The organism is Acaryochloris marina MBIC11017, from assembly GCF_000018105.1.
In the GTDB taxonomy this organism is placed as follows: domain Bacteria; phylum Cyanobacteriota; class Cyanobacteriia; order Thermosynechococcales; family Thermosynechococcaceae; genus Acaryochloris; species Acaryochloris marina.
In genome coordinates, this window is record NC_009925.1 from 2,449,665 (window position 1) to 2,475,174 (window position 25,510).

The window sequence follows — 25,510 nt, forward strand, 5'->3', positions numbered from 1 at the left end:
TGTCAGGAATGGCCATCGCCAAGCCCCGTTCAGCCACCAACTTTACTCCAGTCTTGATCCATCCTCTTAAAGCAAGCCATGGATTCTAGACAGAGGCCAATGAGCACCATCCTTGATGCAATCTTTGGCCTCTGTCTAGAATCCTGGTACGAGTCTTGGTGAGGGTTTTCTTCAATCCAAGGCTTTAGTCGACAATCAATCTAATCGTCAGAAATTCAGTGGTTCCCAACGACTACGGGCTTGGGAACCATCGCCTTGACGAGCCATCGCCAGTAGAAAGTCACTGGTTCCAATCAGCAAAGTGTAAATTAAATCCACAGTGAAGTCTTCTTCATCGACCGCACTAGGGGGTAAACGGGTCGCATTGGAGTCATCAAACACATCAAACCGATAAACCGGTCCCGACAGCGATCGACCTGTTTCACTTTGAGCCTCTCTCAGACTGATATTCGTGGATTCAAGCTTTTGAAAGGAAAGGATATGGAGTGATGCTTTATTCCCAACAGGTTCTAGTGTCCGATACATCCGTAGAGTCGCTAAAATTCTGCTGGTATACTCCTGAAAATCAATATCCTTGGTGGCCGCGATGGAAAAGCGTCCTTCCAAAGCATTAAAGGTATAGTCCGCATATTCATAGATGGGATAACGGACAGTTGTGCGGCTGCTATTTTCTGCAATCACCCGTGGCCCTCGCAAACCGTCCCAAGAAACACTGCCGTCTGTGGCACCATTTTCTTGATCAGTGAGTGGGCAAACAGTTCCAGTCCCTTGCGGACTACTAGATTGATCCCCAAAAAAAGTTCGTTCAGTATCGGGAGCAACTGCTGGCCAGAACGTACTCAAGGCGGCACAGAGCTTTGCATCTTCGGGAAACGGACTTCCCAATCCATAGGCAGAGAGATGAGTCGCTCCTCCAGGAATGCGATCACCGCTCGTATCCCAGCCTGGAGCGAATACCCCGGCAGCAGCATCAGGGAGTGCGGCATGACGTGCTGTCGTGGGTACAACGGGCTTAGGCTGCAGTAAATTGATGTCTTGGAGTGCCGTCACAATCGCTGTAACCGTACTATCATCTTCACGAAATTCAGCATTAGCCAAGGTGATATTGGGGGCCGATCGCTCATCCGACAACGGAATAGGTCCAGCTCGCCAAAAATCCCAGTACCCTCCTAGAACAAGCTGACGGAGCCAAGGAGGTTGAGTGGATAATGTGCTTTGGTCTTGAATCTCGCTCCACCATTCATAGACTTCCCGTTGGTCTACTGCTGGGAAGAAGTCGGGAGCCGCGATTAGAGAGTAAGCAGGTATGGAATCCAAGGAATCCAGGGCAGGCACAGTAGCCTTGATCCAACCATCCCCCGTAAAGTCAGCAATATTGAGGGCTCGATATCCTCCCTGCGTGGCCTTGCCAACTACATCTGGACGATTGCCAAAGTAGACGGTTCTGCCATTGTCTACTTCAAATCGGACATGAGCATATTCCGGCCAGGGACGGACAGGAGGCCCTTCAGGTTCATTAAAACTGAGGGTCGGAGAAAAAGCATCATAAAAAGCACCCTGCATGGAAGGCGACTGAAACGTCAGCGGTGCATTGTTAAAGCTAGCCCGTGCCACCAGCGGCTGAGGTTGTGGACTGAGGAGACATGAACCCCCTTGAAAAATAGCCAATCCTTCTATGAGACCTTGTGCATTAATAAAGGGAGATTGCTGTCTCTCAGCAGCACTAAATCCTGACGGGAAACCAGCATCTTCCATGCGTTGATGCAATCGCTCCAACTTTTTATTCTCATGGTGGATGGAAAAGTCAATATCAATGGTTTCATCCTTCAGGCATTCATCGCCATTGAAGAGTTTATGAACAGGTACCCAAAAGTCCCGAGTCTCGTCTCCTGGACGGGCCCGCGCAGGACCGAAGCGGCTTTCTTGAGCCCGAGAACGAACGGCGATCCAAATACTGTAATAGCAAGGCAAAACTCGGATCATATTTTGGCTATCCCCCTCGCGAAACGGAATATAACCCCGGAGTTCTCCATCATAAATAGCGTTTGCTGTTCCGACTCGGGCCGTTCCTGTGCGGGAATGGCATAAATCTGCATAACGCTGATGGGGGGTTTCAGGTGCAGGGCGATACTCTGAGGCAAAAACAGCGACAGCCAGCTCTACTGTGCCAATATCAGTGGCTAAGAGTTCGGCAGCATGTTGACGGACGTCAGCCAGACTACGATTAGTCGTGGAATAAATGTAGTTAGCAATGGTATCGAGTTCTTCCAGCGTGGGAAACTCAGTAATAGCCTGGCTCAAAGCGCCTAACGGGGTGGACTGATCTGGTACCCGGCTGACGTTTGGTGAAGCAAAGGCGTGATACAGCAAGCTCGCCGCTGGATTTCCAGGTTCAATGCCTTTGGCCTGATTGGCAACAAAGTCTTCAAACCCTGGAATAGTTTTGTCGACATCGACTACCTCGTTTAATGCACTGGCAAGGGCACTCTCACTCATGTGCTTGATGCTGATACCATGCTTGAGCATGAGCCTCTGCCACCCTGAATTAGCCAGGCGATCGCAGATTCGTTTCACATCTGTAATTAATGCCATAGTTTTGATCTCTCTTTAATGGGCAAATGAGACTAATGGGGAAAGATTGAATATTCAATTTCAGAGCACAACTAGGCTGCCCCCTTAGCTTGTACAAGTGCGTGATAGTTCAGAAAAATGACTCTGGTTGCTCGCGTTAATAAACCAGCTTTTAGAATGTTGCTCGATGGAGCTAAAGCAGGGGCCAATAGTTCCAATCAGATAGTTTTAAATCAGCCCTAAGTGCACACAAACAAGGGCTAAACTATCCTTCATAATTTATGAGAGTGAATTAACAGACCTCACATATAGTAGAGATTAAAAAGCACCTGAAATTCATAAAATCTGGTTGATTTGGCCTATAAATCGTCCACGACTTATCAAGCTAAAGTCTTAGGCAGAAATATCTCATAAATTCTTTTATTAAGAAATAATTCAAGCACAAAAAATTCTCCACCTTAAACGAATACGCTTTACCCTTGTGCAAGCTATCAGTCGGTTGAGCAGTATTTATGCAACTCAGTTTAGATAAAGGCTTCTATATTCAGAGCTGCGTGCACAGCTTTTAGGTAGAAAGTAACGTAAACACTCTAAAAACCTCAACAATGAGTCTACCTTCCCGAAAATCCATAAGGCTTAATAAAATTTATAAACATTAATATCAATAGGGAAAGGATGAGATTTATTTTAGGTTGCACTGATTATACTGATTAAAAATCCATAGACATAAAAAATTCACAGCTCTAGCACAACCATTTCTGACAATGCTATTAACTTCTTAAAGTGTCTATATTTTCTTGTTAAAACTAAGCTTACTCAGCTTGACTTTATGCCTTTACTTTCTTTGTCTAGAACAGCAAATCATTCCTACTTATTGGCAATAGGGATGACCATCCTATGCAGTTGTAAGTTCATCTCGCCTCCCGTACCTTCAGCAGCAGAGCAGAGTCGTCTGACTGGACAGAAGGCCACGCAAGATTTGTGGCTTGACGATGAAGTTCGCCCATTATCTGGGAAACTTGATCAGATTCCCATGTTCAATAGCAATAGTCCAGAATGGATTAAGCAACCTGGCATTCTACTCTCAACCTTTCCTTCATCAGGCAAAGCTACTCCTGAAGCTCATCTCAACTTCGGCTTTAAGAACAACTTCACGTTATTTAGTCATCATTTTTCGCACACTCCCATTGATCTAAAAACGCTCTATTTAGGCATCATCGTTCATAACCCCAATACAGAAACGGTCACGTTAGCACTCAATACGGCTGCTAGTTACCAACTCGCTGAAGCCCCTTTCGACAAGAAGCCCTCCATTGCAGAAAATCCTGAGGGAACAGTTTTCTCCGGCCCCGGAGTCCGAACGGTGGATCAGATCCTTCGACAACTCAAGACCAATCAGCAACCTCAAAATCAAGCTGATTTCCCCAAAGTCCTGATCATTCCACCAGGGGAGTATCGTCTTCTATTGAACCACCCAATTCCTGTGAAGGGTCTTGAGAAGCCTATCAATGGACGATCCACCTTCATGCAACTCCACAGCAATCAAACCGTGAATCTTGCTGAACTTGCGATGTATGCGCCAACTACAAAATCGGGAGATGAACGAAAGCCGACCCTTGAAGAGTGGAAAAAACTACTGCTGACCGGAGGGCTTGCAGGTCCAAGGGACAAAAGGCCAACGCCACCAGGTCAGGGAGGCGTTTTAATATACAGTCGAGTATCTGGAGTGCAGGCAGGTTCCAACTGGCAAGCCCTATTGACGGATCCAGGATCAAAACACTTATCTATTCCTGCTTCAGGCAAAGGCATTTCCTATGGAATTAGCACCTTGAGAGCCGGTCGTTTAGGTACAGCACAGACTCAGGCTGCTAAACTCCTAGCCCGATACACTGATACAGCTTACGAAGCTCATGGGAATTATTGTGTGTACTACGATTTATCTTTGCCATTACATAACCCCACGTCTAGCCCCAAACAGGTGACACTGACCCTTGCAACGCCCATCAAGGTAGACAAACTCAATCCAAAAGGATTACAGTTTACAATCCCGCCTCGCACACACCCCTATTTCCGAGGAACAGTTAGGTTGAGAATATCTGAGGACGATGGCGCTATCACGACTCAGTACGTTCATCTATGGCAAAGAACGGGAGAGCTGACCAAGCCAATGAGTACCCTAACTATCCCTCCAAAGACCACTAAAACGGTTTCAGTTGATTTCCTCTATCCACCTGACTCAACACCTCCACAAATCCTGAGGATTGCAACATCACCTGTTAAATAAGACCGCATAAAAAGTGCAAGGGGTATGCGCTTTCTGCGAATTGCTAGCTGCAAACCCTCGTGTTTCGGCCACGGCAATTCAAACTATAGGAAGTAAAGGCTATTAGGCGTTCATCTGATAACAAATGGTGGTAAATCAAATGATACCCATCGCACTAACCATTGCTGGCTCCGACAGCGGTGGTGGAGCGGGTATCCAAGCTGACCTGCGGACCTTTGCTTTTCACCGGGTTCACGGCACCAGTGCCCTCACCTGTGTGACAGCCCAAAATACCGTGGGAGTGAATCGGGTGGATGCCTTACCCGCAGCAGCAGTAGTGGCTCAAATCGATGCAGTTGCCTCTGATATTGGTGTGCAAGCAGCCAAAACAGGGATGCTGCTCAATGCAGAGATTATGGAAGCAGTGGCGGCGGCAGTTCAGCAACAGGATATTCACCAGCTAGTTGTTGATCCGGTGATGGTGTCGCGGGCTGGAGTAGTGCTGATTGATGAGGTTGCGATCGCAACCCTCAAAACCCACCTACTCCCCCAAGCCTTAATCCTCACCCCTAATCGCTATGAAGCCCAAATCCTGTGTGGTATAAAGATTCAGACTCTCGAAGATATGCAGAATGCTGCCCAAAACATCTTCGATATGGGACCTAAAAATGTCTTAGTCAAGGGCGGAGGGATGAGCGATACGCTTTTAGGTATCGATGTTTGGTTTGATGGCCAACAGATGGAGACCCTGAAGACGGAAACCGTTGCTACCACGAATACCCACGGCACGGGTTGTACGTTGTCGGCTGCGATCGCAGCCAATCTCGCCCTAGGCAAATCCCCCCTAGCAGCTGCTAAAGCCGCAAAAACCTACGTCACTCAAGCCTTGAAATATGCCTTAGATATTGGTCAAGGTCAAGGCCCTGTCGGCCATTGGTTTCCCCTCGTCTCTAAAGCACCAGAAGCCTTAGGCTTTTCCCGCCTCTGGAGTTAATCCTCAAAAGTTACAGTGTGCAAGGAAATAGCTATAAGTAGTCAGGTTCCATATCAAGCTGCACAGACAAAGCTCTCTCTTTCTTGAGATAATTATCCAAGTCTTTGCTGTCAAAGATACTGGTTACCATTTCGAATTACAACTCACCACAAAGATGTTTGTAGTTCGTCTCATCTAATATTTTGGCATACCTAATCATTATCTTTTAAATATAAATCATGAAAAGAAAGCCCAAATTTAAGTTATATTACTCAAGCTTTATTCCCGTTTATAGAAGCAACTGCATATTGCTAATTACTTGCATGATTGGTAGTTCTCTGTTGTCAGGTAATATATCCGTTATCTCAATTCTAAACTTGATAGCAGGAGCAATGATTATTTCACTTTTTATGACACAGATTTCAATTTTATGCTTTCCAGTTGGGATTAATTCTATAGGTATTCGATCTTCCACTTATCAAATGTTTCACTGGCATCATACTATTGCCTGGCATGACATTCAGCAGGTTAAATCACAAAATATAATAGGGTTACGGCACTTGATTGCATCCGATTCTAAAAATCATCAAATCTATGTACCATTATACTTATCTAAACAGCGACAATTCGAACAAGAACTAAAAGATCTTTCCGGAGATTCAAATCCTTTAGCTAAAGCTCTTTGATAGATTTAATGCATTTATGAAAAATTAATTTTTAACAGAGATTATTTCGGTGAAATAAATGCTTTTATCAATTCATTTTTTTAGTCTTTTCTTAGTGACATCGATTCTTGCAGCTTTTATGAATTGTCAAATTGTTGCTAGTCAGTTTCCCTCATAATGCCGCTTCAAATCCAAGCTCTGCTGCTAGCCATCACCACGATTTACCAAATCATTGTTTGCCTAATCGAAAACCGAACCTCACCGCCAGGGCAGCGCATTGATATCGGTAGCTATACCCTGCATCTCCAAACAATGGGTACGGGGCAGCAGACCATTGTGTTAGACCACAGCTTAGGGGGCCTGGAAGGCTATCTATTATTAAACAAGCTGGCCCCTCTAGGCCGAATCTATATCTATGATCGAGCGGGATATGGATGGAGCGATCATAGCCCTTACCCCAGAACCAGCGATCAAGTGGTTAAGGAATTAGACCTGCTATTAACCCACGCCAAAGCCGAACCGCCCTATCTTTTAGTAGGAGATTCCTTTGGCAGCTACAACATGCGACTCTATGCCCATCGTTTTCCCGCAAAAGTGTCGGGATTAGTGCTAACCGATGGCCTTCATGAGCGCGCCATGCTGAACATGCCGTTGCAGCTCAAGGCCCTGAAGCTCTTCTTTATCTCCGGTTTTTTGATGTCAATTGTGGGGTCAGCCTTTGGCATTATTCGCTTGTTGCGGCTTTGCCAAGTGTTTAAGCTAGTGAAGCCAGCGTTGAGAAAGTATCCTCCAGCAGAGCTAATGCACGTTACCCGTTCCTTTTGTCGTCCCAAGCATTGGATTACCATGTGTCGAGAGCTGTGGAATTTAGACCAAAGTGGACGCCAGCTCCGAGTAGCGGAGAACTTAGGCACTTTGCCCCTCGCCAGCATCAAGTCCCAGTCCTTTTTCAAACCGTCGCTGCTAACGAGGCTGACGCCGCTGCGGAGTGCCAACCGCTTACGAGATAAAATCCATATCGATTTGATGCAGCTTTCTTCTGTGAGTAAACAGTTTCCCGCTAGCAATAGCAGTCATTTTGTGTGGGTAGATGAGCCAGAGGTAATGGTAGCGGCGGTGAAGTGGGTGCTAGCAAATCAGTCTAAAAATTCAAAGGAGCATGATGACTGAACTTGCCCCTTGGAGATCGGCATTGAGTCGCGCCCTGCATCGGAATCGGTCATTGGTTTATGCCCGCTATGCCCAGTTGGCGACGGTACAGGCAAATCGTCCTGCCAATCGCACGGTGGTGTTTCGCGGTTTTTTAGAGGACAGCAATACGCTAAAGTTTGTGACGGATCGGCGCAGCAAAAAGATCGAGCAAATTGCGAAGAATCCTTGGGGGGCATTATGTTGGTATTTCCCGAAAACCCGTGAGCAGTTTCGGATTTCTGGGGAATTGATGGTGGTGTCGGCCACAGAGGAGGATTCCGATCTTCTCCATTTGCGTGAGGTGGCTTGGTTAGCGTTATCAGAAGGGGCGCGATCGCAATTCGCATGGCCCCATCCAGGACAACCTAAAAGCGAGTCTGAAGCATCATCACAGGAAGCGATTGATCGCACAACTCCCTTGGAAGCATTTTGCTTGCTATTACTGGCCCCCCAAGAAGTCGATCATCTAGAACTCAAAGGACAGCCTCATCAGCGATGTGGTTATACCTTAGAAGCCAACGATACTTGGAAACAACAAGTGCTGAATCCTTAAGCGGATACTGCAGCATGTCTTAAAACTTCCAGCACTTGAGTTGGGTCACAACCATAGATTCCAGCCCCCCAGGCTGCGTTTTGTTCGACCACTGCCCAACTGCGATCGCAAATCACACCCACATCCACCACAGCTGCTTGGGGCAGGTCAATCGTCTCATCCGCTAAAATCTCGCCAACAAATTCAACCAGAGCTGCTTCTTCCTCAGGAGAATGGGCAAAGTGATTATCCCGCTGCAACACTCCCTCGTGGAGGTACACTGAGAAAGTTTTCAACGTCCGATTCAGAATAAAACAGCGAAATTCCTTTTCCCACTGCACAATCTCAGAGATCAAAACGGGGGTTTCATCAGGGTATCCATTCGGTAGTTCAGACCCTGTATACACCCGCGCAGGGAAACTTTTATCATTTGGTGGTTTGATAAAAGCAGCCGTCTCGATTTGCCTAGCCTGCTCCAAAGTACTCAAACGAATCGAACGCTGGCGATATGGCTCTGGTAGTTTTGGCAACCAGTCGATGGGTGGCTCTAGCAGACGGCGTTGAAATTGCTCAGCCAGAAGTGGCGCCATCAAAGCCTCCAAATAGAACACAGGCTCTTCAACTTCCAGCAGATGCGCAGGTACATCCCAACAAGTAATTCGCTCCACATCCCAACCCAGTTCAATCGCAGCACGCCATAAAGCTTGGGCATCGTCTGTATAGCGGGGTGTCAGCAGGAGTGTTGGCATTAGAAGCTATCACGCAGTTCACACAAATCGTAGCGTGCAAAGTTATATCCAGCAGTCATTAATCTTGGCTCTCCGGGAATTAGCGTGGTAGCCGCTAGATATAGTGTTTAGGTCACAGCGAATGTCTGATACCCATTGAGGTCAAGAGAAATCCTTTGGAAGAGTCTTTCAATATCGAAAATACCGTAGCATCGTCTTTTTAAGACTTTGACTCGGTTATTAAATCCTTCCACAAAACCACTGGTCCACCCCTCCAGGAAATAGTTGGTCATCTCGTCCATCCAATTATTGATAGTGGTCAGAAAACAATCGAATTCCTTGATGTCACTCTTGAGTACTTGTTTACACCAAGCACGGATGGCACATTTAGCTCCGTGCTTGGTGTACCTGCCCTCAAATATCTGCGTGAGTTTCTCTCGGAGGTTGTACGCCTGTTTCAGTTGTGGAGAATAAGCAAACAATCGCTCAAGGAGTTGTTGCTCTGACTCTTTCAGATTCTCTGGTCGTTTTCTAAAAGGCCACATCGCGCCTTTGATGCTGTCATACTCTTGCTTAGAGAGCTCTCGTCGTAGACGTTTGACCTCACGTTTACGAACCGTATCAGCACAATTACGATAGGCTTTGGTCACATGAAAGCGGTCAATGACAATTTTGGCTTGCGGCAATTGTTCTCGGACTGCACTGACAAATCCTTGGTACATGTCCGTACAGACGCGCTCAATGGTTTGGCGTAAATCAATGGGAATCGATTGAAGGAAATTTGCCACTGTCTGCTGTTTACGGTCGGCTAGAACTGCCAATATATCCACCCCATCCGTCGTAGGAATCGTGATCAAAACCACAAAATCACGATGGCCTCGTTTGAGAGAAATCTCATCCATCCCCATAACTTTGAGGTCTGCATATTCGCTCCAGTCAACTTGAGCGGCAATCCAACGATCAATGATTCCACTGACGATATCCTCACTAACGCCTAGTTTTCTGGCAACATCTGAGACCGTTGAATTGATCAAGATTCGCAGAAGCCAACGCTCATATGCTTTTGTATTGGGACTGCGAGGTTCGTGCCATTCTAAATGTTGAGTTGTTGTGGGATGGTCATCGCAATACTTGCATCGATAACGCTTGGGCCGAATTTCTAAGTAAACGGGGACTTCAAATAATGGCAGGTGACGAATCCGAAAAGGCTGATCATGACAATGGAGGTCAGTAATCTCACGTCCGCATTGATGACAGGTTGTTCCTTGAAGCGTACTCTCAATCTTGATGAGCCAATCCCCTCTCTCAGTCTTCGATAGCTCTAGAACTCGAATATCAGGAAGGTTGAGCGGGATGCGAATTGAGTTATCCATTACGCCATTGCTCTGAAGTACTACCTCAGATCATTCCATAGGGATGAAAAAGGAAACACACTAAATGTAGGACTGCTACACGCTAATTCCCAGAGAGCCTTAATCTTTCAGCTTCGCTTGGTAGCGTTGGGTTGTCCACAACTCACTATCCCAAAATTCTTCCACCGTGAGCTGTTGATCCGTCCCTCGCTTAATGGCCCAATGATAGTGACGAATGGGTTTGCTGCTGTCATCAAAACCAATACGAACACAACGACCCACTAGCTGCCACGCACAACAAGCCACAAAATATTCCCTGGCATGTTTTGACGTGGGCTCTGGCAGAGATTCATTAAACAGCTGATTGAAAGTGCGAACAAATTTCGTTGCCCGTTGTTCAATAGACATTAACGGAAATAAAATGAGTGAGAATAACTTCAAATGTCTATGTCGTAAGTCTTTGAGGTCGATTTTCCTCCAAAAATAAAATGCTTTCCCAGTAAGGCTTTCAGCTATTTCCGATAAGGTCTAATTAACGGGTCTACTTGCCAACGATACTCAGATTCTTCAGGATTATAGGCACTACCCGGTGGAAGGAAAGCATATAAGACAACTGATTCACGGCAGGCTGCCAGCACGACTGGGTCTTTTGACAACGCAGCAAGTGCCACTAAGGAATAGTCATTGGACTCAATCGCAACATGAAATGTTTCAGCCGTTAAGTTGGCAATCGTCCAGGCCGGAAAGCTTTGCTCCATCGCGATGGATAATGCATCTTTACCGGTAGGCAATAAATAGCGTTGGTCCGCTGGAGTTCCAAATATGAGTGACCCAGTCACCTGTTTTAGACGTTGGAAACTCTTTACATCAGAAACGTCCGCTTCCCTTTCCCGTGGGACATTTTGCAGCGTCTGGACTAATTGAAAATACCGAGTCAGTTCTGGCGATTCTGTATAGTACCCCTCAACTGGAACATTGCCAGGTGCAAGAGACAATACCGAGGCCACCTCTTCTGCACACTGGAGTAGCTCAGTACGCTCATGGCATTTCATCGCCTCGCGGTAGAGTTCATCTAAACCCAGCACAAAGACTCGGTTAGTCACAATTCGTTGTTCTGGCATGGACTCGCGGTAAGGTTACAGCGCTGTTGACAGAGCAGATTATTCAGCTCAGGTTCTCAATCAAAAAACAGCATATTCTCTTATTTTCCCCATTCTGATCAGGTTATCGGACACCTCTAACCCTATTAGGCGGATATAGCTCTTCTAACAGTATTAATAGGTTTCTAGTGAGCTTGATCTGACGAATCACTAGATCATGAGTAAAGATAGAAAGAGTCAACTCACACCGCTCCCAACCAAGGAAAACGATAGTGGCCGAACAGATAGACATCCTGGCGAGTTACGTCCCAGATATTGTCGTGCGTCGGTTACTCCAAGATCCGACTCCCATCGCTAAGCCCCAAATCGATCGTTTTCCTGCCGCCGTTATTTTTATCGATATCTCGGGATTTACCATCCTTACTGAAACCCTGGTGAAATCTGGACCGGATGGTTTAGAAACCCTGACCGCCATTTTGAACGCCTACTTTGGCCAGATCGTGGATTTGATTTTGAAGTATGGCGGTGACGTCCTCAAATTCGCAGGAGACGCACTCCTAGCAGTTTGGCCCGTCCAGGAAGCTGACAAGACTCTCCAACAGCAAACGCTCCAAGCCTGCCAATGCGCCCTCGTTATTCAACAGTTTTCCCAGTCCTATACTGCGACGAGTGATGTATCCTTAGCCTTACGGATTGGCATTGGGGCAGGTGATGTTGCGATCGCACATGTGGGCGGCGTCTATAAACGTTGGGAACACGCGATCACAGGTGCCCCCTTAGGACAAATTCGCTTAACCCAAAGTTTGGCCCAACCCGGACAAGTCATCCTCTCGTCTGAAGTCATTACCTTAATTCAGTATCAAAGTATCGGCGCTACTATAGACAGCGGTTGCTGGCATCTAACTGCGTTATCAAAAGTAGATCCACCCCCAAAGACCAGCCCTAAAGAACTGACTATTGAGTTAGCCGCAGGTCTCAAAGCCTACATTCCTGGCGCTATTCTAGATCGGCTAGAAGCAGGACAACGAGAATGGTTAGCAGAATATCGACTGCTGACCTTACTCTTCATTAATCTGCCCGACTTCAACGCCAAAACGCCCCTAGAGCAAGCTCAGCGAATTATGCAGGCGCTCCAAAGTAGCCTCTATCGGTTTGAGGGCAGCATCAACAAAATTAGTGTCGATGACAAAGGAGCCACCCTAGTCGCTGCCTTAGGTATGCCTCCTTTTGCCCATGAAGATGACGCCGACCGAGGGGTGCGAGCCGCCCTAGAGATGCAGACCAAATTGAAGGGTTTGGGCTGGCACTGTAGTATCGGCATCACCACTGGCAACGTATTCTGCGGCATCGTTGGCAGTACCCGTCGTCGGGAATACACCGTGATTGGCGACATCGTCAATTTAGCCGCCCGGTTGATGCAAGCGGCTGAAGACAATATTCTGTGCGACCCCACCACCTATCGGGCCGCCCGTCGTCGGCTGGCCTTTACCGCTTTACCCCCTTTAAGCCTCAAAGGCATTGAACAGCCCATCGTCGTCTACCAACCCTTGGGGGCTCTAAAGCAGCAGCAGCATGCCACACGTACCCTGGTGGGTTGTCAACGCGAACGTCAGCACCTGCTGGAGTTAGCTCAGATTTTGCAGTTTGACCAACAGGGGGGCACCGCTATTCTGGAAGGAGAAGCTGGCATTGGTAAGTCTCAGGTTGTTCTCAACTTTCTAGAATGGTGCCAAACCCAAGATCTACCGTTTGTCGTCGGTGCTGGCGATGCCATTGAGAAATTCACCCCTTATTTTGCGTGGCGGCCCATCTTTACCCAAATTCTCCAGCTTGAGCAATTGCTGAATGCTGCGGATCGACGCCAACGCATTCTAAATCTGCTAGGCGCTCGGGACGATCTGATTGCCCTCACACCGCTACTCAATTTTATTTCTGGTCTCGATTTCCCAGAAACCCCGATCACCCAGCAAATGCAAGGCCAAGTTCGTGCCGACAATACCCGCAATATATTGCTGTATTTACTGCAAACAGGTCTGGAGCAAGACTCACACGTCATCATTCTCGAAGATGCCCACTGGCTGGATTCGGCTTCTTGGGCTTTGGCTTTGGCCGTTCATCAACAGGCATTGCCAATTCTCTGTGTCATCGCCACTCGCCCCTTGGCCGAACCCTGGCCGGAAGACTATACCCAACTCTTAGAGTCGGAGCAAACCAAGTATCTGCGACTTCGAGGGCTAACTCACCGCGAGACCCAGCAGTTTGTCAGTCAGCAGCTAGAAGTCGCCCATTTGCCTCAGCCTGTCTCAGACTTTGTCTATGCCAAAGCCGAAGGCCATCCCCTCTTTAGTGAAGAATTGGCCTATAGTCTTCGAGATAATGGCTTTATCCACATCGAGCAGGAAAAGTGTCAACTTACAGTCCCCGATCAACATCTGGAAGGTCTGGATCTACCGAACACCCTGCAAGGGTTGATCACCAGCCGCATTGATCGCCTCCTACCCCCTCAACAGTTGATGCTCAAAGTGGCCAGCGTCATTGGCCGTAATTTTCGCGGCGACTTACTGGAAGCCATTTATCCCCTAGCCGCCGATAAGGACCGCTTGCCCGAACATCTGGACAGTTTGCAGCGATTAGAGCTAATTGTCCTCGATACGCCCCCTCCCAACTTGGGATATCTCTTTCGCCACATCATGACCCAAGAAGTGGCCTATCATCTGTTGGTATTTTCTCAACGGCGGGAATTACATCGTGCGATCGCAACTTGGTATGAACAAAACTACACCCATGATTTAGCCACCGTTTATGCACTCCTGGCCTACCATTGGCAGCAAGCCGAAACCACCGACAAGGCTACCCACTACTTAGAGCAAGCCGGGGAGCAAGCTTTCCAAGGGGGCGCCTACCAAGAAGCTGTCGCTTTCTTCTCTCAAGTCCTGGCATTACATACGCCCAAGGCCCAGGTCTCGCGCCTGCAGTTGGCCCGATGGCATCGCCAATTAGGAGAGGCCTATTACGGTCTAGGCCACTTACCAGAGAGTCAACACCAGCTGCTCCAAGCCATCACCATCCTCGGCCATCCGATTCCGCAGAATGAACAGATTCTGGGGATTAAACTGGCTTTCCAAGGATTGAAGCAGCTCTGGCACCGCTTACAGCCCCGCCGCCGCATTACCTCTTCTCCCACTCGCCAAGCCCATATTTTGGAGCTAACCCGATCTCAAATTTGCCTAGGGGAAGTCTGCTACTACACCAACGCCAAAACTCTCGGCACCTATGCCACCCTCGTCGGTCTCAACCTGGCAGAAACGGTCCCTCCGTCTTCTGAACTATCTCGCATCTACGCCAACATGTGTTTTGCCACAGGCGTTTATCAAGTCCATTTTTTAGCCCGCCAGTATGGAGAATTAGCAGAACAAATCATCCAAAAAATCAACATCCAGTTACCCTGCATTAGCTGGATTTGTTTGGTAGTAGGGGTCTATAAAAGCGGTGTGGGCCAGTGGCTCCCCGCTCGGAACACCATTCAACGCTCCATTGATGCCTGTCGCCAACTGCAAGATTGGCATGTCCTCGCCCAAGCCGTGGCGGGCATTGCCCTAATCGATCATTTTCAGGGTCGTTTCAAAGATGCGATCCCATTGTGGGAAGAGACCCAAGAGTTAGGAGCCCAGCATGACGATATTCAGTCCTATGCCTGGGGATTGATGGGCCAGGCGGAAGAATGGGCCTGCCTCGGCAACTGGACGACCGCCACCACCTGCGTTGAGGAAGTCCAAGCCATCTTCGCCGAACAACCGGGCCTGATTGCCGACCAAATTCGGTTTGCGGGAATTGCCAGTCGCGTCTATCTCCACAATCGAGATTTACACCAAGCCCAGCAGGTGATCGAAACAGCCATTCAGATGCTCCGAGATTCCGATCCCATTGCCGTCCATACCCACGAAGGCTATGTGGGCATTGCTGAAAGCTCCATACAGCTATGGATTTATAATTTGCAAGATGCCAAGCAGGTGCGTCAAGCCTGCCAATCACTCCAGAAATTTGCCCAGTCTTTTCCCATTGCTCAACCGCGAGCCTTGCTCTGGCAGGGGGTATGGCTCTGGCACCAAGGCAAAACCACCCAAGCCCAAAAGCAATGGCACCAAGCTCTGCAGCTCGCGACAGCCTTGGCCATGCCCTACGAACAAGCCCGTATTCACCAGCAATGGGGACAGTGTCTCGATCCTCAAGATCCGGGACATCGACAGCATCTGGATCAGGCCCAACAGTTGCGAGAGCAGCTGGGCCAATCTCCTGTGAGTAATACACTTGAGTTTGGACTAAAGCAAACGAGAAAAGCAGTCAATGAAGTACACCGACTGCTTTAAGGTCAATGAATCATCACACTCATTGCCCTTATGATTTTCGACCATCTGCGTCAATTCCGCCAAACTCTGTATAGCTGCTTTGGCGCCAGTAAAGACGCGTTATTTGAGCTAATGGATGCGGTATTGATGAGTCCGAGCCTGCGTTCATTTGTGTGTTTGTCTCAACATCCTATCTTCCGTCGTCAATGGTCGAGTACCTATTCAGCCCTGCATGATGGTCGTATCCATCGTGCCAAACTTCACCGATATTTAGTTCGACAAGTTTCCACTCAAGACCAGCCGCTCTTCGTGGGAGATAGTAGTCCTTGGCTGCGTCCCGAGGCCAAGACCCTCAAAGACAGAGGTTTTCATCATCAAGGGGGACATACTGTCGGGGTAGGCCAAAGTTATAGCACCCTTTCTTGGGTCCCAGACGAAAGTCAGCATTGGGCACTGCCCCTACGCCATGAACGAATCACGAGCTTTGAGACCGCTTTGACCAAAGCCACGTTTCAATTAAAGCAAGTCTGTCGTCATTTGCCGGTGCGTCCTCTAGCCGCGTTTGACCGTCACTACGGTAATGGCATCTTTCTCAATCACACTGCAGGGATTGAAGTCGACCTGTTATTGCGCTTAGCATCCAATCGCTGTGTCTATGGTATTCCCCTCGCCTATTCAGGACGAGGGGCTCCTCGTAAGCATGGACATAAGTTCAAATTGAATGCCCCTAATACATATCCAGAAGCCAGCGAAATATTGGAGATAGAAGACACCCAACTTGGACAGGTCAGAGTAACTCGCTGGAGCCAATTCCATTTCCGTAATTCGGCCAAACGAGAAATGGAAATTTTGCGCGTTGAGATCATCCAACCGAAAGGTAAACGACGAAAGTTTAAGCCGCTTTGGCTGGCCTGGACTGGAGAATGCATGCCAAGTCTGGAGCGATTATGGCGAAGATATCTGCAGCGCTTTAGCATTGAGCATTGGTATCGATTTGCCAAACAACGGCTCTATTGGACGACCCCTCAACTCACGTCCAATGAAGCGACAGAGCGATGGAGTACTTTGATTGGGATGATATCTTGGCAATTGTGGTTTGCTCGGTCAGACTGTATGGATACGCCTTTACCCTGGCAGTCTCCTCAACAAGTTCTATCACCAGGACGCGTCGCTCAAGCATTCCCAAGTATTATTGCGGCGATTGGAACACCTGCTCAAGCACCAAAAACTCGCGGTAAATCACCCGGACGCAAGCAAGGCCAATCTCAACCACCAAGAACTCGATATCCAACGGTCAAAAAACGAGTCTCCAAACGCAGGAAAGCAAAGATTGTCTCAAAAACCGCTGCTTAACTGCTGAGTTAATACCAGAAAAACTTATGCTCAGGCTTTCAAGGGCCATGGGATATTTTACTCTGTCTGGAGATTTAAGCTTAGTCCAAACTCAAGTAATACAACCCCTGCGATCGCATAGCCCCTATTCCTGATCAAACACCATCCGGTAATAGGCTCCCTCTGGGGAGTGGCCTGTGGAGACAATCCACCATCCTTGGGATACATAGAATGCGATCGCAGCGGTATTCCGCTGCACACATTTCAAAGATACGGGTCTACCCACTTGGGTCAGACAACTGTGCAATAAAGCACTGCCGATCCCCCTGCGGGTGAAATGCGGATCAATGAACAGATGGTGGACAAAATTGTCCGGTTCCCACCAGGAAATGTAGCCCACGGGTCGGTCTCCCACAGCTGCCACCCAAATCACTTCATCCCGAGTCGCCTGATCAAAATCTTCTAACTGATATCCCTGAGGAGACTCCCAGGTAAAGGCAACGGTTCGAGAAGCCAGGTAGATTTGTCGAAGATAAAGCAGATCACTCGGCTGATAGGGACGCGTATCAAAGTTCATCTAGAGACTGATTGACCATCATCTATGGGCCTCATTCCCCCTACAGCCTAGACACCCAAATCAGGATTTCACGAATAAGCTGTGCTCCACAACATCATAGATCTTCAGCAGTCTCTAGCCTGGCAAGTTAAGCCCAGCCTCGCAGCCGGTACATCAAAAATCCAATCCATTCCTTAAACGCTATGGTTGTGTTTACTAACGCTTCAATATCTGGCAGTAATCGCAAAACAAATCCCAAAAAACCAGCATTCTCATTCACTTCCGTCACCTGATAATCCGTGGGAGCCGCAATCACAGACAGCCCTTGTGTTTCAAAAATCGCCATGGACCGGGGCATGTGAAAAGCAGAGGTCACCAGTAATAAAGGGCCATCAATATTATTTTGTTTCAACACTCGCTTTACATTAGTGGCATTTTCAAAAGTATTCAGGGAATCAGGCTCAAGCAATAGGGCAGATTCCGGCACCCCCATAATCTTCAACAGCTCAGCCATATCCAACGCTTCTGCTTGGCCGCCTCCTTTCCAATAAATCCGCCCACCCGCCAAGACCACTTTTGGGGCTTTGCCTTCTCGATACAGTTTGGCCGCGTACAATACCCGATCACCTGCCTCAGACACTTCCACCCAGGGTCGGGGAGGATGGGCCGAACGCGTGCATCCTCCCAGCACCACGATTGCATCTGCAGTGGCATCCTGTTTTAACGGCGGATACTGATGTTCTAAGGAATACAGCAAGCCATCTCCTACCCAACCATTCGCGGAAAAGAAGAGGATTCCTAAGGCTAGTCCCACCGAAATAGCAGCGACTTTGGGACGTTTCCAAAAGGTTGCGATCGCAACCAATAACAGCACCGTACTCAACCCCACTGGATAGATCAGTTGAGGGATCAACTTAGATAGAAATAGAAACATACACCTCTAACTCAAACCATCATCAGCGTCTCATACCCTTCCAACTCGACGGATCTCTGAGCGTAAACCCAGCATCCTTCAAGTCTTTCCCAGTATTACGCTTTTGAATTAGAAATTGAGAAAGATACCCTCTCAGTTATGCAGACATCGGCGTTATTGAGATATCCCTGACGGACTAGGAGCTGGATTGACCTTGGTCGATGCTGGAGGATTACTCATCGCCTTACCTGGGAAAAAACGACGATAATACACACCCGGATCAAACACTCTGGGCTCTGACTTCTGTACCTGAGTTGTGGGTGGCGCAGTATCCGTCTTCTTAGTGCTCTGGCTAGCTTGGGAAGAACTCGGTGATGGTGCAGGAGCAGTCGTCTCTTTAGGACTCAATGTCTTGGGCTGACTGGTCGGTCCTTTAGTGGAAGTTGGTGCCTTAGGACTAGATGGCTTTTGTGCCTTTTGGGTAGGAGAATTGGCCTTTACGGTCGAAGGCGCAATGGTCTTAGGTTGCGTTGATTTCGAAGCTGAAGGAACCGTTTTTGGTGCAGTCTGTGACCGAGACTGTTCTTGCTGCCACCGACTTCGTAAGGACGAAAAGATTGAGTCTTGCTGACCTGACTGAGGTGCAGCTGGCTTGGACTCGACTGGCTTCTTAGGTTCCTTAGAAGGTTGCGACGCCTTCTGAGTAGATTGAGAGGTTGTGCGGGGAGAAACGGGTTGCTTCTGTTCAGCTTTCAGAGGGGCAGATGGTGTCGCAGGAGAAACCTTACTTTGACTCGGAGACTTCGGTGTAACCGTCGTTTGTTTAGGAGCAGTTTTTACCGGAGTGGGGTTGGTCTTCTCGGCAGGAGACATCAGTTGCTTTTGCTGCTGCCATTTCTCTCGCAAAGATGAAAACACTGCATCTGCTTGCTGCGGTTGAGTGGGCTGAGCTGCAGCTGGTTTAGACTCAGCAGGTTTAGCTTTTACGGTCGCTTTAGCCGTAGGTTTCACCGACTTCTGATTTGAACCTGGAGCAGTAGGTTTCTTCTGTATAGCTGGCGCTGAAGACGGACTAGGAGACTTAGATGTAGTACTGGTCGTACTAGATACCTTGGGAGAAGCAGGTTTCACAGGCGCTGGCTGAGCCTTCTCTGCAGGAGGCATCAGTTGCTTCTGCTGCTGCCATTTACCTCGCAATGATGAAAACACTGAATCTGTTGGCTTCGGTTTAGGTGGCTGAGGTACGGCTGACTTGGGTTCCACAGCCTTAGCCTTTAAAGGGGGCTTGGCTGTCGGCTTGGCAACTGATGGTTTAGGTGTTGAACTTTGGGGCGCGGGTTGCTTAGACTCGGGCTTCACAGGTGAAGACGGCTGCGTAGGAGAGACCTTATTGGGGCTGGAAGGCGTTGGCACAGCCCCGGTTGCAGGCGCTTTCTTAGGAGCAGACTTCACAGAAGACTGAGCTTTGTCACTAGGAGACATCAGCTGTTTCTGTTGCTGCCATCGATCTCGAAAAGTAGATAAAGCCGAAGGTTGAGACTTCTCCTGAGACTCTACAGAAGGTTGAGGCTTCTCCTTCTGGGTCAGATTTTCATTCTTTGGACTGGTTGTCGACTTGGCCGTTGATGACTTAGCTGGGGTTGGTGCCTTTTCTGGTGTTGTGCTGGGCTTGACTGACCTAGGAGGAGTTACAGATTTAGGGGAAGAACTCGATGAACTCGGTTTCTGAACTGCTGGTGCAGCATTTTGTTGCAGCTGTTGTAATCGATCACGGAACCCAGAAAACACAGAATTATTCTGATCCCCAGGCTTTTGGGCTGGAGATTTGGGTTGGATCTGTGGTTTCTTTAGACTGCTAGCAGCAGGCTTAGGGTTCGGCTCAGCTGCCTTAGACTTCACAGCAGAAGATTTTGGCTGTTGAGTTGGTTTGGGCTGGGCAGGGGGCAACTTGGGTGGAGTTGCAGTTTGAGGCTTAGCAGGTGCTTTTTGAGCCGGAGGAGTGGCCGAATTCTTGTCTATACCAGCTTTCCCTTGAGTCGTTGAGCGAGGCTGCACAGGTTTTGAGGATGGAGTAGGCCGCTGACTAGAAGGCGAATTAAGGTTACGAGTCGGCTTGGGCTCTACTGACTTGAGAGCATCAGGTTTAGGTGCGGACCTAGATTCTTCTTGTTTAGGCTTGATGGGGCTTGGGGCCGGCTTCGACTCTATCCTTTGGGGAGGTGCTTTTTTGGCAGCAGTTGATGTTGAGGGGTTAGCAGGTTCCTGGGCAGGTCGAACCTGTTGCCAAAACTTACTAAAGGTCGTTTGCAGGGTCGACTCTTCATCTTTCCGAACAGCTTTAGGTTGCTCAGGCTGGTTCGAAGGTGCGATTTCCTTATCTTTGGTAGATTCTGCATCTGGCGTTTTTGCCGCTGGTGCTGGAGATATTTTAGACGCTTCTGATTTAGGAACTGCAGTTTTAGCAGTTGATTTAGAAGTATCATCTACCTTCGACGGTGTAGGTTTCTCTAGCGATTTCGGCGCTATTTTCTCGCGACTAGGAGGCTTGTCAGCTGGCTTCGGTTGAGACTGTTTGAGAGTAGAGGGCGGTGCAGCTTTCTGAATCGGCTCTGGTGCCAAAGGCGTCTTCTCAATTTTGGCACCAGAGGCGGGTAGCTTCGTCGAAGCAGGTGCAGATGATTTATCAGGCTTTGTTTCTTTAGTTTTAGTCGGGGCAGCTTGCTTGATGGACCCACTGGTAGAGGGTGTTGAGGACCTTGCCTTTTCTTGAGTCTGCTCGGCAGGCTTTTGATCTGTCTGAGCTGGAGCCGTTGATTTCACTGGTTTATCGGGCTGCTTCCGGATCTCTGGTGACTTTGTCTCCGTTGACTTAGGTGGTGGAGCAACTGATTTCGTAGGAGCAGGCTTCGGTACAGGTGCGGTCGGTGCCTTCGGCTTTGGCGTTGCAACAGGCTGCTTCAACACTGGTGCCGGAACAGGTTCAGCTTTGGGTGTCTCTGCTGGCTTAGGGGCTTCAGGGGCAGGGGTGACAACTGGAGCAGGGCTAGGTTGTGCTGGCTTAACAGGAGGTTGAGGCCGCTTGTAGTTTTTATCAACTATCCCACCTGCATCTAGGGCCGATAAATCACCTCTAATAATCTGAGAGAGCGTATCGTTACTATTTTCTTTGAGCTCAACAATTCGAATGGTGTCATTAAAGGCATTCTCTATTTTGCGACCTTGCCGATCCGTTAACTGCATCTGTACCCAGTTCTTACCCGCTTTTAGACCTTGAACATAAAGCGGTTGCCATTCATCAATCCGAAATTTAGAACCATTGACAGACACTTGAGCTTTCCAATTGCCTGAATTAGAACCTGTTTCAGGTACATTACTCAAGAAAAAATCAATCAGTACAGTATCTGTCCCAAAGACACCTTGAGGTTGCCCATAGGTCAGTAATGGTTTATCTGCGGATGGATTATTCTCTTCAGTCTTGGTAAACACATGAAATGTTGCTTGGGCAAAAGCATCGGAATTCTTGAAGCTTTCCGACCAAGGACGAGTGGCCACTGCCCGAATCGTATGAGTTCCTGGCGCCAAGTCTTTAAAAACGATAGGTTGAGCCAAGTCATACACTTCTTGAGCGGGCTGATTATCTAAGAGCACATTGAGGTGAGGTCCCAGACCAAGCTTTGCATCCTTAAATAGAGGTAAATCTTTTACATCGAAACGCACCGAAACTGAATCATCTTTGAGTAGCTGATCATCAGCAGGACTCAGAATCTTCACCTGAGGCTGATACCGATCCATCTTTGATCGGAGCTTTTGAATCGTTTCAGGAGGCGAAACTTCAACAATATCGGTGACTTGTGAGAATTGGCGGGACGGTGCTGACAAAGCAGGGGGAGTAATGGATAAGCTGATCCCCGCAACTAAGCATATAAGCGTGAAACTACCCAGCCACCCGACTATTGTCTGCCGACATCGCATACTAAATACCTAGAAATACTTATTTATAGTGATTGTGAAAATCTTTCTCTAGGGGAACTATACCGGAAAAGCCTCGCACTAATTGATGAAATATGAAGCTTGCCCCCTGTCAACGATTCATGAGAATCCATAAACAAAATAATAAGAATTTCTTATGATTCATTCTTGGCAAATTCTAAGGATAGATATCTTTTGGGTCTATGTATCGACTTCTTTCAATGGCGTGCATCGACCAGTCAGAAGTCTCAGAAAACACCTAAAAACATTAGAATTCAGAGTTCTGAGGGAGCTGCAGTACGACCCACCAATCAGAGATTTTCCAGCAAACAAGGACAAATACGTAAATATTTATTACGCATTCTGAATATTTATAACCATATGAGTCTTTTTACTCATCTTTGATCATGCGATCCCTGCCAATCCTAAGCACCTTAATTATTGTTAATTACCGAAAAAAGTACAGTCAGGCTTCTATAATTCACAATTGAGAACTCCATTCCAGATGGCTTTCTACTGCTGCTTCAGCACTCTGTCATTTAAAGAGATTTGTCTGTTGCTAGCGAAATGTAAACCTAAGGTGGCGGTTTTATTAAAAAAGCTTTGAAGTATTTACGCTTTAAGCGATTTTGCTGATTTATATGTATTTTCTGCATAGCATCAGCGCCATTCTCTTAGGAATGACACTGCTATCTGGTGAGGATGCTCATTCCTTGCTTGTCCAAAGAGAGGAGAGTCTCAATGACAACTAGCCCAGGTGGGCCAGAGACAAAAGGCAGAACAGCTGAAGTTGACATCAACCCAGTTAGCGCTTCTTTAGAAGTCGCGGGTAAGCCGGGTCACTTTAATAAAAGTCTGTCGAAAGGTCCCCAAACCACCACTTGGATTTGGAACCTACATGCTCTAGCCCATGATTTTGATACACAAACAAACGACCTAGAAGAAATTTCCCGCAAAATTTTCAGTGCCCATTTTGGACACTTATCCATCATTTTTGTATGGATCAGCGGGATGATCTTCCATGCTGCTCGTTTTTCTAACTACTACGCTTGGTTAGCCGATCCGCTCGGCAACAAACCCAGTGCTCACGTAGTTTGGCCCATTGTTGGCCAAGATATTTTAAATGCAGATGTTGGTAATGGATTCCGCGGAGTCCAAATTACCTCTGGCCTTTTCCATATTTTACGCGGGGCTGGAATGACTGACCCCGGTGAACTTTATTCAGCAGCCATTGGTGCCCTTGTTGCAGCGGTTGTAATGATGTACGCCGGGTATTATCACTACCACAAGAAAGCACCTAAATTGGAGTGGTTCCAAAACGCCGAATCAACGATGACCCACCATCTCATCGTTCTTTTAGGGCTTGGGAACCTTGCCTGGACAGGTCACCTTATCCATGTTTCTCTGCCAGTCAATAAGCTTCTTGATTCTGGTGTAGCCCCACAAGATATACCAATCCCCCATGAATTTCTTTTTGATAATGGATTTATGGCGGATTTATATCCCAGCTTTGCTCAGGGATTAATGCCTTACTTCACCCTAAATTGGGGTGCTTATTCTGACTTCCTTACCTTCAAAGGAGGGCTTGACCCAACAACGGGTGGCCTATGGATGACAGATATAGCCCATCACCATTTGGCATTGGCAGTAATGTACATCATTGCTGGTCATATGTACCGAACCAACTGGGGTATTGGGCACAGTATGAAGGAAATCATGGAATCTCATAAAGGTCCCTTTACTGGCGAAGGCCATAAAGGTCTATATGAGGTGCTGACAACTTCTTGGCATGCCCAGCTAGCAATTAACCTAGCCACATGGGGTTCTTTCAGCATCATTGTTGCCCACCACATGTACGCAATGCCTCCTTATCCTTACTTGGCAACAGATTACGGCACGCAGCTGAATCTGTTCGTCCATCATATGTGGATTGGAGGTTTCTTGATTGTTGGTGGTGCTGCCCACGCAGCTATTTTCATGGTTCGGGATTACGATCCAGCTGTGAACCAAAACAATGTTCTTGATCGGATGCTTCGTCACCGAGATACGATCATTTCCCATCTAAACTGGGTCTGTATTTTCCTTGGGTTCCATTCTTTTGGCTTGTATATCCATAACGACAATATGCGTTCTTTGGGTCGGCCTCAAGATATGTTCTCCGACACTGCTATCCAACTGCAACCTATTTTTTCTCAATGGGTTCAGAACTTACAAGCAAACGTTGCTGGAACAATTCGGGCTCCCTTGGCAGAAGGTGCATCAAGCTTAGCTTGGGGTGGCGATCCTTTGTTTGTTGGCGGAAAAGTTGCAATGCAACATGTTTCCTTAGGAACCGCCGATTTCATGATCCACCACATTCACGCCTTCCAGATTCACGTTACTGTTCTCATCCTAATCAAGGGTGTTCTCTACGCTCGTAGCTCTCGTCTAATTCCAGACAAAGCTAACTTGGGCTTCAGATTCCCTTGCGACGGACCAGGTCGGGGTGGTACTTGCCAATCTTCTGGTTGGGACCATATCTTCTTGGGTCTGTTCTGGATGTACAACTGCATCTCAATTGTCAATTTCCACTTCTTCTGGAAAATGCAGTCGGATGTTTGGGGTGCCGCAAATGCTAATGGCGGCGTTAATTACCTAACAGCTGGCAACTGGGCACAGTCTTCAATCACTATTAATGGTTGGTTGCGAGATTTCTTATGGGCCCAATCGGTTCAGGTGATTAACTCCTATGGTTCTGCCCTATCTGCCTACGGAATTTTATTCCTAGGTGCCCACTTCATCTGGGCTTTCAGCCTGATGTTCTTGTTCAGTGGTCGTGGCTATTGGCAAGAGCTGATCGAGTCTATTGTTTGGGCTCACAGCAAACTAAAGATTGCTCCAGCCATTCAGCCACGCGCTATGAGTATTACTCAAGGTCGTGCAGTTGGACTGGGCCATTACCTCCTAGGTGGAATTGTGACCTCTTGGTCATTCTACCTAGCTCGAATTCTCGCATTAGGATAGGCAAGGAGGACACTAA

16 protein-coding genes and 1 pseudogene are annotated in these 25,510 nt (G+C 47.8%); 9 read left to right on the forward strand and 8 right to left on the reverse strand.

The window, feature by feature from the left end; all coding sequences use genetic code 11:
* Positions 1–207: 207 nt before the first annotated feature.
* Entirely contained in the window at positions 208–2,592 is a 2,385-nt protein-coding gene (locus AM1_RS10995) for a hypothetical protein (RefSeq protein ID WP_012162915.1), read from the reverse strand.
* Between the two features lie 865 nt (positions 2,593–3,457).
* Here AM1_RS10995 and AM1_RS11000 point away from each other — a divergent pair.
* The 6 genes and pseudogenes from AM1_RS11000 to AM1_RS11020 all read left to right on the forward strand — a co-directional run bounded on the left by AM1_RS11000 (position 3,458) and on the right by AM1_RS11020 (position 8,216).
* The gene (locus tag AM1_RS11000; RefSeq protein WP_148215720.1) at positions 3,458–4,855 is read left to right on the forward strand and encodes a DUF3370 domain-containing protein; all 1,398 of its coding nucleotides are present in this window, start codon (positions 3,458–3,460) and stop codon (positions 4,853–4,855) included.
* Positions 4,856–4,865: 10 nt separating this feature from the next.
* Positions 4,866–4,961, forward strand: a pseudogene (locus tag AM1_RS44250) (O-methyltransferase); the annotation flags it as partial.
* 33 nt (positions 4,962–4,994) lie between these two features.
* The gene (gene thiD / locus AM1_RS11005; protein ID WP_012162917.1) at positions 4,995–5,828 is read left to right on the forward strand and encodes a bifunctional hydroxymethylpyrimidine kinase/phosphomethylpyrimidine kinase; all 834 of its coding nucleotides are present in this window, start codon (positions 4,995–4,997) and stop codon (positions 5,826–5,828) included.
* A 302-nt stretch (positions 5,829–6,130) separates the two neighbouring features.
* On the forward strand, positions 6,131–6,493 hold the full coding sequence (locus tag AM1_RS11010) for a hypothetical protein (RefSeq protein WP_148215721.1): 363 nt from the start codon (positions 6,131–6,133) through the stop codon (positions 6,491–6,493).
* A gap of 156 nt (positions 6,494–6,649) precedes the next feature.
* Positions 6,650–7,642, forward strand: a complete 993-nt coding sequence (locus AM1_RS11015) for an alpha/beta fold hydrolase (protein WP_012162919.1) — start codon at positions 6,650–6,652, stop codon at positions 7,640–7,642.
* The gene (locus AM1_RS11020; protein ID WP_012162920.1) at positions 7,635–8,216 is read left to right on the forward strand and encodes an Npun_F5749 family FMN-dependent PPOX-type flavoprotein; all 582 of its coding nucleotides are present in this window, start codon (positions 7,635–7,637) and stop codon (positions 8,214–8,216) included. Before AM1_RS11015 ends, AM1_RS11020 begins: the two co-directional genes overlap by 8 nt.
* Here the strand turns inward: AM1_RS11020 and AM1_RS11025 are convergent.
* The 4 genes from AM1_RS11025 to AM1_RS11040 form a co-directional block, all read right to left on the reverse strand.
* The gene (locus AM1_RS11025) at positions 8,213–8,944 is read right to left on the reverse strand and encodes an ATP-grasp domain-containing protein (protein ID WP_012162921.1); all 732 of its coding nucleotides are present in this window, start codon (positions 8,942–8,944) and stop codon (positions 8,213–8,215) included. The two genes, AM1_RS11020 and AM1_RS11025, sit on opposite strands and share 4 nt — an antisense overlap.
* Positions 8,945–9,051: 107 nt before the next feature.
* Complete coding sequence (locus tag AM1_RS11030) at positions 9,052–10,296, reverse strand: ISL3-like element ISAcma10 family transposase (RefSeq protein WP_012160803.1); 1,245 nt, start codon at positions 10,294–10,296, stop codon at positions 9,052–9,054.
* Between the two features lie 99 nt (positions 10,297–10,395).
* The gene (locus tag AM1_RS11035) at positions 10,396–10,683 is read right to left on the reverse strand and encodes a hypothetical protein (protein WP_012162922.1); all 288 of its coding nucleotides are present in this window, start codon (positions 10,681–10,683) and stop codon (positions 10,396–10,398) included.
* A gap of 104 nt (positions 10,684–10,787) precedes the next feature.
* On the reverse strand, positions 10,788–11,396 hold the full coding sequence (locus AM1_RS11040; protein WP_012162923.1) for a hypothetical protein: 609 nt from the start codon (positions 11,394–11,396) through the stop codon (positions 10,788–10,790).
* 251 nt (positions 11,397–11,647) lie between these two features.
* Here AM1_RS11040 and AM1_RS11045 point away from each other — a divergent pair, with 251 nt between their 5' ends.
* Complete coding sequence (locus AM1_RS11045) at positions 11,648–15,742, forward strand: adenylate/guanylate cyclase domain-containing protein (protein WP_012162924.1); 4,095 nt, start codon at positions 11,648–11,650, stop codon at positions 15,740–15,742.
* Positions 15,743–15,772: 30 nt separating this feature from the next.
* Positions 15,773–17,074 (forward strand): NF041680 family putative transposase, encoded by a 1,302-nt coding sequence (locus tag AM1_RS11050; protein ID WP_012162925.1) that lies wholly within the window; start codon positions 15,773–15,775, stop codon positions 17,072–17,074.
* Positions 17,075–17,198: 124 nt separating this feature from the next.
* Here the strand turns inward: AM1_RS11050 and AM1_RS11055 are convergent, their stop codons facing one another.
* From AM1_RS11055 to AM1_RS11065, 3 genes are all read right to left on the reverse strand, one after another.
* Positions 17,199–17,630, reverse strand: a complete 432-nt coding sequence (locus tag AM1_RS11055) for a GNAT family N-acetyltransferase (protein WP_012162926.1) — start codon at positions 17,628–17,630, stop codon at positions 17,199–17,201.
* A gap of 127 nt (positions 17,631–17,757) precedes the next feature.
* Positions 17,758–18,543, reverse strand: coding sequence for a YdcF family protein (locus AM1_RS11060; RefSeq protein WP_012162927.1), 786 nt, complete (start codon positions 18,541–18,543; stop codon positions 17,758–17,760).
* Between the two features lie 153 nt (positions 18,544–18,696).
* Positions 18,697–22,401, reverse strand: a complete 3,705-nt coding sequence (locus AM1_RS11065) for a hypothetical protein (protein WP_012162928.1) — start codon at positions 22,399–22,401, stop codon at positions 18,697–18,699.
* Between the two features lie 831 nt (positions 22,402–23,232).
* On the opposite strand from AM1_RS11065, the gene psaA reads away from it, so the two are divergent.
* Positions 23,233–25,494, forward strand: coding sequence for a photosystem I core protein PsaA (psaA, locus tag AM1_RS11070; protein WP_012162929.1), 2,262 nt, complete (start codon positions 23,233–23,235; stop codon positions 25,492–25,494).
* Positions 25,495–25,510 lie beyond the last annotated feature (16 nt).